The organism is Mycobacteroides chelonae (genome assembly GCF_016767715.1).
GTDB lineage: Bacteria > Actinomycetota > Actinomycetes > Mycobacteriales > Mycobacteriaceae > Mycobacterium > Mycobacterium gwanakae.
Genome location: NZ_CP050145.1, coordinates 3,640,624 through 3,652,896, shown reverse-complemented (window position 1 = coordinate 3,652,896; position 12,273 = coordinate 3,640,624). Strand labels below are relative to the sequence as shown.

Genomic DNA, 12,273 nt, shown 5'->3' with positions numbered 1-12,273 from the left:
AGGGCCGGAGATGACAATTCTGGACGCGCGCCCCCGTCTGAAGCGATACCAGTACGTGTGGTCGACGGTCTGTGCGGTGGATTCACTCACCCCGGGCCGTGGTGCTGCGGTACTCCTTCCGGACGATGTACAGGCCGCACTTTTTCTGCTGTCCAATGGAGAGCTGTACGCGGTCGGTAACATCGATCCATACGGCCAGGCCGCGGTCATGTCGCGCGGTTTGACCGGTGACCGTGGCGGTGAGCCTACGGTGGCATCACCGCTGCTCAAGCAGGTCTTCTCGCTAATAGACGGGCGTTGTCTCGATGATGCGTCGCGCCGGTTGCCAGTCTTCGAGGTGCGGGTGAGCAATGGAAATGTCGAAATCGGAATGCTCAGGAGCCGACACCGGAACGCGGTTGCCGCGTAACGAACAAGAGCGTCGGCTCGACGGATTCACTATCGGTGTCACTGCTGCGCGCCGGTCGGAGGAACTGATCGCGCTCCTGGAACGCCGGGGTGCTGCAGTGGTGTACGCCGCAGCCATCCGGATCATCCCGCTCGCGGATGACGCGGAGTTGCGTGAGGCCACCGAGCTCGTCATCGCCGACCCGCCCGACGTCACGGTGGCCACCACCGGAATCGGGTTCCGTGGCTGGATAGAAGCCGCTGACGAATGGGGTGTGGCTGAAGGTCTCAAGTCGGCGTTGGAGTCCGGGCGTTTGGTCGCCCGCGGGCCGAAAGCCACTGGGGCGATTCGCCAAGCGGGTCTGCGTGAAGAGTGGTCACCGGCGTCCGAGTCGTCAGCGGAGGTGCTGGATAGGCTCCTGGAAGAGGGTGTCGAGGGCCGGCGTATCGCCGTGCAGCTTCACGGTGCTGCCACCGAGTGGGAGCCCATCGCCGATCTCTGTGAAGCGCTGACAATCGCTGGCGCGCAGGTTATTCGGGTGCCGGTGTACCGCTGGGAACCTCCGGAGGATCAGCGGCCGATGGACCGCATGATCTCCATGGCCATCAATGCCGAGCTGGACGGGATCAGTTTCACAAGCGCCCCCGCGGTGGCATCAATGCTTGGTCGCGCCAAGGCAACCGGGCGATTGGATGAGCTACTGTCCGCGCTGCGGGGCAGAGTGGCGCCGCTGTGTGTCGGCCCGGTGACCGCGGCGCCGCTGGAAGTACTGGGTGTGCAGACAACGCAACCCGAACGAGCGCGGCTGGGGGCGTTGGCCCGGCACGTTGCTGATGAATTGCCTAGGCGTGCACCACGTTTCCATGCCGGCGGGCATGTTGTGAGTGTGCGCAGCTGCGGGATTGCGGTTGACGGCGAGACGCGTCAGATCTCTCCGGCGGGAATGGCGTTGATGAAACGGCTGATGGTGCGTCCCGGTCAGGTGGTGTCTCGCGAAGATCTGTTGGGTGTCCTGCCCGGCGGCGGAGACGACACCCATGCGGTGGAGACGGCGATGACGCGCCTGCGGTCTGCGCTCGGTGCGCCAAAAGTGATTCAAACAGTGGTCAAGCGCGGTTACCGGCTGGCGATCGATCCGACCATGATTGGGGAATGCCATGGATGACGGTCTTCGCACATGCGGTTCGTCCGCTGTCGAATACGTCTTGGTCGCGCATGGAACGCGTTCGGCCGCCGGCGTGGAGAACATCGCGGCGCTCGCCGAGGCGGTGTCGCTGCGCATAGGTGCGGTGCGCACCGCATTCGTCGACGTGCTGGGTCCTACCCCGTCAGAGGTGCTGTCGACGATCGAAGGTCCCGCGGTCTTGGTTCCGGCCTTTCTGGCATCGGGATACCATGTGCACCAAGATATTCCGCAGCATGTTGAGCTGAGTGGACATCCCAATGTCGCGGTGACCCAAACATTGGGGCCCGATCCGGTGCTGGCCAGTGTGATGGCCGAGCGGCTGCGCGAGGCCGGGTGGCGTCATGGTGACGCGGTGGTGCTCGCGGCGGCAGGGTCTTCCGATCCCCGGGCTCGCCATGAGGTGCACACCGCGGCGAACATGCTGGCGCATCACACCGGCCCCGTCAGGGTGGGCTATGTCGCCACGGGCGAACCGCGGGTGCCCGACATGGTCGCAGCAGCGCGTGCGACCGGTCGGCGCGTCTTCATCGCGTCGTATCTGTTGGCGCAAGGTCTGTTTCAGGAGCGCCTGGCTGCGTGCGGCGCCGATGGTGTCGCACAGCCGTTGGGTGTGCATCCCGAGATTGTGAATCTCCTGGTGCGCCGATTTGCTTCGGCGGCGGTGCCGGGTGGGCTAGAAACCGTGGCGGACGTCGCGTAACGCGATTCGTCCGTCCACCGCCAGCACGCCCTCGGCCCTCAACAGTTCGAGCTGTCGGGTGCGGATATGAGGTGCGGGGCGACCGCTTGCCCCGATGACACGATGCCAGGGTAGGTCGGCCGAGTCGGTTCGCATGATCCATCCGACGATTCGTGCACTGGAAAGGCCTGCCGCGTCGGCGATATCGCCGTACGTGGCCACCCGACCGGCCGGTATCGACGCGACCAGCGAGCGCACCAGCTCTACTTGTTCTTCGGTGACGGCCGCCATGTTTACTCCAGGTGTGACCGTATCGCGGCGGCGGTTTCGGTGGGTCGTGATTGGGACACCATATGGTCGCAGTCGACGTCTACCAGCTCGAACCGGTCGCCAAGCTTGGCGGCAAGAGCATCCAGCAGTCCGGTGGTGACATAGGGCGGTGAGGTGCGGGTGGCGCGCAACAGGGTAACGCGAATGATGTTGTCCGGCAGGGCGATATCGCGTGCCAGCTCGCTCCACGCGGTGACCACGGCAGGCAGGTGCATGCGCCAGCCCCACCGGCCGTTCGGCAGTTGGATCAGGTGTTCATCCAGTTCTGCCTCGATGACGTGGTCCGGTACGTCCGACCACGCTCCGGCGACCTTGTCCGACTTTGCCTCGGCGCGGTCGGTGTAATCCGGATAGGCCACCATCTGCTCGGCGATCTGACGCATCCAGTCACCGTCCAGTCCGATCGCCGGGTCCAGCAGCACGAGCGACTTCACGAGGTCGGGTCTGCGTGCGGCCAGATGCAACGCGGTGGCGCCGCCGAATGAGTGCGCCACCACCACAATGGGCCCTGATTGCGTTTCGTCGAGCACCGCGGCAACTGCATCGGCATGCGCTTCCAGCGACCATGGCGCGGGTGCGGGGGAGCGCCCGTGGCCCAGTAGATCCAGTGTCAGGGTGGGCACATCGGGGAGGTGCTCGTCGAGAAGCGGCGCCCAGCGCTTGCCGTGCCCGGTGAGCCCGTGCAACGCCACCAGACGCACGGGTTGGTCGGGGCCGTACCGGTGGGTCTTCAACGTCGGTGTCACCCGCGGAATCCTGCCACGATCCGCGGGTGATCTCCGCGCGGGACACCCAGGTCAGGTCCGGTTGTCAGACCCTCGTGCTGTGATCTGCACATGCTGGCGCCGACCACCTCCCCCCGATCGTGGGATGGTGCGGCGGCAGATCTGCTGGACCCGGCCCGGCAAGGCCGGTTCGTCGTGGTCGGCGGTAGCGGAACCGGCAAGACGAGCCTGCTGGTAGACATCGTGGCGGCGCGGACCGCCGCGGGTGCGAGCCCGGAATCCATTCTCGTGCTCACCGGTTCCACCCGGGCCAGCGTCGAGCTGCGCAGCCGGATCTCTGCGGCGGTGTTCGAGCACCGCGGAACCATCGCCATCCGTGAACCCATGGTCCGCACCGTGCACTCGTATGCCTTTGCCATGCTTGCCGCCCACGCGGCCCGTCAGGGCAATCCGCCGCCGCGTTTGATCACCGCTGCCGAACAGGACAGCATTGTGCGGGACTTATTGTGCGGCAACGCTGAAGACAATGGCGGCTCCTGGCCCGCCTCGCTGCGGCCCGCGCTGACGACGGCCGGGTTTGCGACCGGTGTTCGAGATTTCATGGCGCGGTGCACCGAGCGCGGTGTGGACGCCAGAGACCTTCGCGCTATCGGGCGGCGGCACAACCGACCGGAGTGGGTCGCGGTTGCCGACCTTGCGCGACAGTATGAGGAGGTCATGCTGCTGCGGTCCTCGGTGGGGATGGCGGCTCCACAGGCCACGGTGCCCGCACTCGGCGCAGCCGAGTTGGTGGGATCGGCGCTGGAAATCTTCGCTGTCGATCCGGGAATCCTTGCCGCCGAACGCGATCGGATCGGCCTTCTTCTCGTTGACGATTCCCAGCATCTTGATCCGCAGGCGGCGCTGTTGGTGCGACTGCTGGCGGGGGGCGCCTCGCTGTCGGTGTGCACCGGTGACCCCAATCAAACCGTGTTCGGATTCCGCGGGGCCGACGCCCGGCTGTTGCAGACCGGCGCCGACGACGGGGCCACGACCATCGAACTTCACAGTTCATATCGCTGCGCGGCACCGGTCGCCGAACTTGCGAACACGGTGGCGAGACGGCTGCCGGGAAGCTCGCCCGCCCGCGTGATCGAGGGGGCGGAGAGTGCTCCGGGGGCTGCCGTGCGTCTTGCCGCCGTGCCCACCGAAACCGCGGAGGCATCTCTGGTTGTCGACCTGCTGCGACGCTCCCACTTGATCGATGGGGTGCCGTGGTCTCAGATGGCGGTCGTCGTCAGGTCGGTGCCGCGCAGTGGCGCGGCTCTGCGCCGCGCTCTGCAGTCGGCCGGCGTCCCGGTGCACGCGGAGTCCTACGACGGTCCGGTGGCCGCTGTTCCAGCCGTACATGCGCTGCTGCTGGCGGTGTCCTGTGCGCAAGGCAGTCTGAACGACGAGGATGCGGTGACATTGGTGACCGGCCCGATCGGGCGCGTGGATCCGGTAGCGCTCAGGCGGTTACGCCGCCAACTGTTGCGGGCCGAGGAAGCTGCGGGAGGGGATGCGAACAGCGCTGCGCTGTTGCGTTCGGTTCTGGTGGACGCCGAAGACACGCGCCTCAGGGTGCTCACCGATATCCAGGCCGCACCACTGCGGCGCGTGCGTGCGGTGATCGCCGCTGTGCGCGAGGCCATCACGTCTGATGCAGGCGTCCTCGATGTGCTGTGGGCAGCCTGGATCCGATCGGGTCTGCAACGCCGTTGGGACGGGCTGTCGCAACGTGGGGGTCCACTGGGCGCGCAAGCAGACCGGGACCTCGATGCGGTGTCCGCACTGTTCGACCTGGCATCCGAACATGTGGCGCGCACACCAGGCATCGGAGTGACGGGATTGATCGACCACATCCGGTCGTTGGCGCTCGCGGGTCAGCGCGCGGCGGGTGAGCCCGACGCGGTCTCCATCGTCAGTGCGCACGCTGCCGTGGGCCGGCAGTGGGATGTGGTCGCGATCCCCGGTGTGCAAGAAGGGCTGTGGCCGAACACGGCGCCACGGGGCGGGGTGCTGCGCACCCAGGAGCTGATGGATGTGCTGGCGGGCATTGACCACGCCGCGTATGTCGACGGGGCGGCGGTGGCACTCGCTGAGGAGCGTCGGCTGCTGCTGCTGGCAGTGGGCAGGGCGGCTCGCCGCGTTCTTGTCTCGGCCGTCGACAACGAGAATGCCGATGTGGGCGGCGGCTCCGCGATGGCCTCCCGTTTTCTCACCGAGCTCATGGTCGCGCATCCGCAATGGGTGATGCCGGAATATCGCGCGGGAGTGCCGGAGTCCCGGACCTTGACCACCGCCAGTCTCGTCGGCGAACTGCGGGCCGTCGTGACCGCATCCGCGGGTACCGTGAGCGATGCCCGTCGTCGCGCGGCGGCGCGTCAGCTGGCTCGCCTCGCGGAGGCCGGTGTTTCCGGCGCAGACCCCGGGTCTTGGTACGGGCTCGCCGATGTCAGTAGCGAGGATCCCCTATGGCACGCTGAGGACGGCCCGGTCCGCTTGTCGCCGTCCAATGTCGAGACGCTGATGGCCTGCCCGCTGCGCTGGCTGCTGGAACGGCATGGCGGCACGGATCTGACCGATCCGCGCCGTGCGCTCGGAACATTGGTGCATGCGCTCGTCGGTGAGCATCCCGCGGATAACGAGGCCATGTACCGCGAGCTCGACAAGGCTTGGGAATCAATGTCATTCGAGTCACAGTGGTATGCGCGTAACGAGCTACGCAGGCATCATGAACTGCTGGAGGCCTTTTCCGCGTGGCGTATGGCGACGCGCGGTGAACTCACCGAAGTTGGTCGAGAGATCGGCGTCGACGGAGTGCTCACGCACGCCGATCACCCGCAGGTGCGGCTGGTCGGTCGCATCGACCGGTTGGAACGTGACGCCGAGGGACGCGCCGTCGTCATCGATATCAAGACCGGCAAGAGCCCCGCCACCAAGGACGACGCGCAACAACACGCCCAGCTCGCCACCTACCAGGTCGCCGCTGCCGAAGGTCTCATCGCCGGACAACCCGCGGGTGAGCCCGGTGGTGGCCGATTGGTGTACGTCGCGAAACCGAACCTCGATGACGGGGCCACTCAACGCCATCAGGATCCGTTGACGCCTGCCGCTCAGCAGGCCTGGCGTGACACCATCCACACTGCGGCGGCCAACACGAAGGGGCCGCTGTTCATCGCCCGGGTCAATGATGGATGCGGGCACTGCCCGCTACGCGTATGCTGCCCCGCACAGGCAGAAGGGCAGGCGGTGTGCCAGTCGTGAGCACCTACTCTCCTTCCGAACTATCCAGGGCTTTAGGGCTTTTCGAGCCCACCGACGAGCAGGCCGCCGTCATCGGCGCGCCACCTGGCCCGATGGTGGTCATCGCGGGTGCTGGGGCGGGTAAGACCGAGACGATGGCCGCGCGGGTGGTGTGGTTGGTGGCCAACGGCTATGCCACCCCTGGCCAAGTGCTCGGGTTGACCTTCACACGCAAGGCGGCGGGCCAGTTGTTGCGCCGGGTCAGATCGCGACTGGCCCGGCTGGCGGGAAGCGGGATCATGGCTCCCGTCAGGGCCGACGAGCCCGATCCGGTGATCGCCACGTACCACGCCTATGCGGGAAACCTGCTGCGCGAGCATGGATTGCTGTTGCCCATGGAGCCCAACGCGCGGCTGCTGACGGAAACGCAGTTGTGGCAGCTGGCGTTCCGGCTGGTCTGTGACTTCGATGGGGATTTGGACACGGAGAAGACGCCCGGCGCGGTCACCGCTCAGGTGCTCGCGCTGGCCGGTCAGCTGTCCGAACATCTGGTGGACACCACCGATCTGCTCTCCTCGCACGATGAGCTGGAACAGCTGATTCACACTCTGCCCCCGGGCCCGTACCAGCGGGAGGGCCGCCCAAGCGCCTGGCTGCTGCGTCTGATCGAGACACAGCATGAACGAACGCAGCTCGTCGCGATCGTCGCCCAGCTGATGGAGCAGATGCGTGCCCGCGGTGTCCTCGATTTCGGAGCACAGATGTCGCTGTCGGCCCGTCTGGCCGCCGAACACCCCATCGTCGGACAGACCCAGCGAGATCGTTATCGGGTAGTGCTTCTCGACGAGTACCAGGACACCGGGCATGCTCAGCGCATCCTGTTGTCGTCGTTGTTCGGGCGCGGCGTCGATCCCGAGCTGGCGTTGACGGCGGTGGGTGATCCCATCCAGTCCATCTATGGCTGGCGGGGCGCCTCGGCGACGAACCTGCCCCGATTCACCACCGATTTCCCGCTGCCGGACGGTTCACCGGCGCCCACACGGGAGTTGCGCACCAGTTGGCGTAACCCGCCGGAGGCTCTGCACTTGGCCAACGCCGTGTCCGAGGAAGCGCGACGGCGCTCGGTGGCGGTGCGGCCGCTGCGCCCCCGCCCGGACGCTACCTCCGGCAACATCGCCTGCGCGCTCTTCGGCGATATCGTCGCCGAACGCGAATGGGTCGCAACGAAACTGGCCTCTGTGTACGAGGGGGCACGTCGCGGCGGGAACCGTCCGCCGTCGTCGGCGGTGCTGGTCCGCCGCAACAGTGATGCCGCCCCCATGGCTGAGGTCCTTGCTGCGCACGGTGTTCCGGTCGAAGTGGTCGGCTTGACGGGTCTGCTCGGTCTTCCTGAGGTCGCCGACACCGTGGCGATGCTTCGTCTTGTCGCGGACCCGACCGCGGGTCCGGCTGCCCTGCGGGTGTTGACCGGCCCGCGATGGCGCCTTGGCGCTCACGACCTGGCCGTGTTGTGGCGGCGGGCGATGGGGTTTGGTCGCGCCGGCTCCGACATGGCAGGGGAGAATGCCGACATACCGTGTCTGGCCGATGCCATCAGCGATCCCGGTACACCCGAACAGTATTCGGTGGAGGGCTGGACGCGCCTGACGGCCTTGCGGCGGGAACTGACCGCATTGCGCACCCGGCTCGGTATGCCGCTCACCGACCTGATCTGCGAGGTGCAGCGAGTGTTGGCGCTGGATGTCGAGCTCATCGCGGGGCAACGCAGCAGCGGCCTGGACCAGCTGCGCGCATTCACCGATGTGGCCGCCGGATTCGCCGAGGCTGCCGACCAGAGCGACCCGGTGAGCGTGATCGCCGCGTTCCTGCAATACCTGGATGCGGCATGGGAGGTCGAAAAAGGCTTCGCGCCGGTGGAAGTCGCGAGTAGCCCGGGCAGGGTACAGATTCTGACCGTGCATTCGGCCAAGGGTTTGGAATGGGATGTGGTGGCGGTTCCGCATCTGAGTGCCGGGGTGTTTCCCTCGGGTGTGGCCGCGCCGACCTGGCTGACAAGTGCCACCGAGCTGCCGCCATTGGTGCGCGGTGACCGCGCCACCCTCGGAGATCGTTTCGGGGTTCCGCAGCTGGACACCGAGGGCATCACGAACCGCAAACAACTCTCCGACGCCATCGCGCGACACAAGGACAGCCTGGCCACTCGCCGGATCGACGAGGAACGCCGACTGCTGTACGTGGCGGTCACCAGGTCGGCCGAGCATCTCTTCGTCTCCGGACACCACTGGGGCCAGACCGGACTCAAACCCAAGGGGCCGTCCGATTTTCTGGTCGAGCTGCGCGATGTCATCGAAGACGCGATCACCCAGGGCATCCCGTGCGGAATTGTCGAGGAATGGGCCCCCGCGCCTGCGGCCGGCGAGCGCAACCCCATGCTCGATCAGACCGTTGAGGCGCAATGGCCCGCCGACCCGCTGGCGGGCAGGCGCGGCGATATCGAAGCAGGGGCGCAGCTGGTGCGCGAGGCGCTCGCCGATACCGCCGCGCCGGCCGAGGATGAGGATCCCGACGGCTGGGCCGCCGATGTCGACGCTCTACTGCGCGAACGAGAGCAGGCCCATCGTCGTCCGGAACGGACTCTTCCTCAGCATCTTTCGGTGACCAGCCTGGTCGAGCTGCGTCAGGATCCGCAGGCGCTCGCGCGCAGGCTTGCCCGCCCGCGCCCCACACGTCCGGACCTCGAAGCCCGGCGCGGCACCGCCTTCCACTTCTGGGTGCAGCGCCACTACGGAGCGGTGCGTCTCATCGATTTCGAAGATCTGCCGGGCGACGGCTACGGGGAGTTCGAAGACGCCGAGGATCTCGCGGCCCTGCAGTCGGCCTTCCTCGCCTCGGAATGGGCGGATCGCACGCCCGTCGATATCGAGGTGCCGTTCGAGATCTCTGTCGCCGGGACCGCCGTCCGCGGCCGGATCGACGCGGTGTTCGGACCCGACAACAGCACAGAGGGAATCTGGACAGTGGTGGACTGGAAGACCGGGCATGAGCCGTCAGGTACCGAGATGGAAGCCGCAGCCCTGCAGCTGGCCGCGTACCGGCACGCCTGGGCGGCGTTGCAGAACATCGATCCGGCGCGGGTGCGCGCGGTGTTCCACTACGTGCGGACGGGGCGCACGGTGGCGCCTGCCGAACTGCCCGAGCTGCCCCAGGCAACCGAACTCGCGAAGCTGACTTCGGAGGCAACTTCGGCGCCAAGTCGCTAGCCAACGCGAATGACGGGCGCCATGTGAGTAGATTGACACCCGTGCAACCGGTGACTCGGACGCGATCGGCATATGGCCGGTAAGTTTCGCCAGCGGTTCCGTGGCATCGACCAGGCGCTGACCGCACAGCCAGACCATGCTCTTGTCGGCGTCCTGCGTATCCCGCAGAACGCCGCCAGCCCATGGCTCGCCATCGGAAAACGAATCCTCATCGCGGTCGGCACGCTCTTCGCCGCGGTGCTCGTGGTGTACGCCGATCGCAGCGGCTACCGCGATGTTGCATCCACCCCGGAGGAAAGCGATCCGCTCAGCTTCCTCGATTGCTTCTATTACGCGACCGTCTCGCTCTCCACCACCGGCTACGGCGACATCACCCCGTACACCGAGGGCGCGCGGCTGGTGAACATTCTCGTGATCACGCCGCTGCGGCTGCTGTTCCTGATCGTTCTGGTCGGCACCACGGTGGAAGCGCTCACCGAACGTTCGCGTCAAGCACTCAAGATCCAGCGATGGAGGTCCCGCGTGCGCAACCACACCGTTGTCGTCGGATACGGCACCAAGGGAAAGACCGCCGTCCAGGCGATGCTCTCCGATGGCGCTACCCCGGCCGAGATCGTGGTCGTTGACGAAGACCAGATGGCCCTGGATTCGGCGGCTGCCGCAGACCTGGTGACGGTGCGTGGCAGCGCTACCAAATCGGACGTGTTGCGGCTCGCCGGTGTGCAAAACGCCAAGTCGATCATCGTGGCCGCCAACCGGGACGATACCTCGGTGCTGGTCACGCTCACCGCACGTGAGTTGGCGCCCAACGCCAAGATCGTCGCCGCGATCCGCGAGGCAGAGAACGTGCACCTGCTGCGCCAGTCGGGTGCCGACTCGGTGGTGGTCTCCTCGGAAACGGCGGGACGGCTGCTCGGCATCGCCACCTCGACACCGCGCGTCGTCGAGATGATCGAGGACCTGCTGACCCCGGAGGCAGGGTTCGCGATCGCCGAACGCGAGGTGGAGCGCAGCGAGGTAGGCGGTTCGCCGCGTCATCTCTCGGACATCGTCTTGGGTGTGGTGCGCGACGGCACCCTGCACCGGGTGGATGCGCCAGAGGTCGATTCCATCGAGGCCTCCGACCGCCTGCTCTACGTCCGCAACGCCGGAGCATGACATGACTTTCCGTCTTCGCAACATTCCGCTGCTGTCACGCGTCGGGCTCGATCGGGCCGACGAACTGCGTTCCAACCCTGAGGAATTGGCGAAGGGTTGGGCCGAGGCGGGACTGATCACGCTGGACGTGCGGGGCCGGGTGAACATTGTCGACGGGCGGGTGGTTCTCGAAGACGCCGCACGCATCGGCGATGTGCCGCCGGAGCATGCGGTGTTCCTCGGGCGCATCCCGGGCGGCCGCCATGTGTGGGCGGTGCGCGCCGAACTCGACGACAGTGCGCCCCTGCTGGATTTGCGCCGCTCCGGACAATTGTTCGACGACACCAGTGCGGCCCTGCTGGCCACCGCGATGGCGATGCTGGCCTGGCACGACAGTGCCGGTTACAGCCCCGTTGATGGATCGCCGACCACTCCGGCCAAGGGCGGTTGGGTCCGGGTGAATTCGTCGACCGGCCAGGAAGAATTTCCGCGCACCGACCCTGCTGTCATCTGCCTGGTGCACGACGGCGGTGACCGCGCGGTACTTGGTCGTCAAAAGTTCTGGCCGGAGCGGATGTTCTCGCTGCTGGCGGGTTTCGTCGAGGCGGGCGAATCGCTGGAGGCGTGTGTGGCCCGCGAGATCGCCGAGGAAGTGGGTCTGACCGTCACGGATGTGCAGTACCTGGGCAGCCAGCCGTGGCCCTTTCCACGATCGATCATGCTGGGCTTCCATGCCGTGGGCGATCCATCGCAGCCGTTCTCGTTCAACGACGGTGAAATCGCCGAAGCAGAGTGGTTTACACGCGATGAGGTGCGCGCTGCACTGGAAGCAGGGGATTGGACCACCGCGTCCGACTCGCGCCTGATGTTGCCCGGGTCGATTTCCATCGCCCGGGAGATCGTCGAATCCTGGGCTTACGCCTAAATCAACCGGGCCCTGGGTTTAGACGCCGAGCTTGGCCTTCACCTGGGACAGCGACGGATTGGTCAACGCGCTGCCATCAGGGAACTTCACGGTCGGCACGGTCTGGTTTCCGCCGTTGACGTTGGCGACATAGTCGGCCGCGGCCGGGTCCTGCTCGATATCGATCTTGGTGTAGTCGATGCCCGCGGCCTTCAGCTGCGTCTCGAGCCGACGGCAATATCCGCACCAGGTGGTGCTGTACATGATGAGGCTGGAGTCGCTCGCTGTAGTCACACCGGCATTCAACGTCATACCCCTGGTGGGTGTTCCTCCGGGGGTATGTGAGATGTCTCAACGCCGAGAACGGGGTCAGCGACCGGTGTTGTCGGCGGTTGCT

General features: G+C 66.5%; 10 protein-coding genes. 7 read left to right on the top strand and 3 right to left on the bottom strand.

Annotation, left to right across the window (positions count from 1 at the left end):
* Nucleotides 1-55: 55 nt before the first annotated feature.
* Genes nirD through HBA99_RS17995 form a run of 3 tightly spaced genes read left to right on the top strand, consistent with a single transcriptional unit; the run spans nt 56 to nt 2,274 of the window.
* The gene (nirD, locus tag HBA99_RS18005; RefSeq protein ID WP_057966910.1) at nt 56-409 is read left to right on the top strand and encodes a nitrite reductase small subunit NirD; all 354 of its coding nucleotides are present in this window, start codon (nt 56-58) and stop codon (nt 407-409) included.
* On the top strand, nt 399-1,553 hold the full coding sequence (locus tag HBA99_RS18000; RefSeq protein WP_030096952.1) for a uroporphyrinogen-III synthase: 1,155 nt from the start codon (nt 399-401) through the stop codon (nt 1,551-1,553). Before nirD ends, HBA99_RS18000 begins: the two co-directional genes overlap by 11 nt.
* Nucleotides 1,546-2,274, top strand: coding sequence for a sirohydrochlorin chelatase (locus HBA99_RS17995; RefSeq protein WP_070952144.1), 729 nt, complete (start codon nt 1,546-1,548; stop codon nt 2,272-2,274). The genes HBA99_RS18000 and HBA99_RS17995 overlap by 8 nt, the downstream gene beginning before the upstream one ends.
* On the opposite strand, the gene HBA99_RS17990 is transcribed toward HBA99_RS17995, so the two are convergent.
* Entirely contained in the window at nt 2,248-2,544 is a 297-nt protein-coding gene (locus HBA99_RS17990; RefSeq protein WP_005056371.1) for an MGMT family protein, read from the bottom strand. The genes HBA99_RS17995 and HBA99_RS17990 overlap by 27 nt on opposite strands.
* A 2-nt stretch (nt 2,545-2,546) precedes the next feature.
* The gene (locus HBA99_RS17985; RefSeq protein WP_070952145.1) at nt 2,547-3,329 is read right to left on the bottom strand and encodes an alpha/beta fold hydrolase; all 783 of its coding nucleotides are present in this window, start codon (nt 3,327-3,329) and stop codon (nt 2,547-2,549) included.
* Between the two features lie 90 nt (nt 3,330-3,419).
* On the opposite strand from HBA99_RS17985, the gene HBA99_RS17980 reads away from it, so the two are divergent.
* The 4 genes from HBA99_RS17980 to nudC all read left to right on the top strand — a co-directional run bounded on the left by HBA99_RS17980 (nt 3,420) and on the right by nudC (nt 11,897).
* Nucleotides 3,420-6,596, top strand: a complete 3,177-nt coding sequence (locus HBA99_RS17980; RefSeq protein ID WP_070952146.1) for an ATP-dependent helicase — start codon at nt 3,420-3,422, stop codon at nt 6,594-6,596.
* Nucleotides 6,593-9,835, top strand: a complete 3,243-nt coding sequence (locus HBA99_RS17975) for an ATP-dependent helicase (RefSeq protein WP_070952464.1) — start codon at nt 6,593-6,595, stop codon at nt 9,833-9,835. Before HBA99_RS17980 ends, HBA99_RS17975 begins: the two co-directional genes overlap by 4 nt.
* Before the next feature lie 72 nt (nt 9,836-9,907).
* Nucleotides 9,908-10,993, top strand: coding sequence for a potassium channel family protein (locus HBA99_RS17970; protein ID WP_030096957.1), 1,086 nt, complete (start codon nt 9,908-9,910; stop codon nt 10,991-10,993).
* 1 nt (nt 10,994) lies between these two features.
* Entirely contained in the window at nt 10,995-11,897 is a 903-nt protein-coding gene (nudC, locus tag HBA99_RS17965; RefSeq protein WP_057966899.1) for an NAD(+) diphosphatase, read from the top strand.
* A gap of 18 nt (nt 11,898-11,915) precedes the next feature.
* On the opposite strand, the gene HBA99_RS17960 is transcribed toward nudC, so the two are convergent.
* On the bottom strand, nt 11,916-12,188 hold the full coding sequence (locus HBA99_RS17960; RefSeq protein WP_057966900.1) for a mycoredoxin: 273 nt from the start codon (nt 12,186-12,188) through the stop codon (nt 11,916-11,918).
* Nucleotides 12,189-12,273 lie beyond the last annotated feature (85 nt).

Bases quoted from the DNA above. Each gene is read 5' to 3' on its own strand.
- HBA99_RS17995 (WP_070952144.1), top strand. From the start codon at position 1,546: ATGGATGACGGTCTTCGCACATGCGGTTCGTCCGCTGTCGAATACGTC.
- HBA99_RS17990 (WP_005056371.1), bottom strand. From the start codon at position 2,544: ATGGCGGCCGTCACCGAAGAACAAGTAGAGCTGGTGCGCTCGCTGGTC.
- HBA99_RS17980 (WP_070952146.1), top strand. From the start codon at position 3,420: ATGCTGGCGCCGACCACCTCCCCCCGATCGTGGGATGGTGCGGCGGCA.
- HBA99_RS17970 (WP_030096957.1), top strand. From the start codon at position 9,908: ATGGCCGGTAAGTTTCGCCAGCGGTTCCGTGGCATCGACCAGGCGCTG.
- nudC (WP_057966899.1), top strand. From the start codon at position 10,995: ATGACTTTCCGTCTTCGCAACATTCCGCTGCTGTCACGCGTCGGGCTC.
- HBA99_RS17960 (WP_057966900.1), bottom strand. From the start codon at position 12,188: ATGACGTTGAATGCCGGTGTGACTACAGCGAGCGACTCCAGCCTCATC.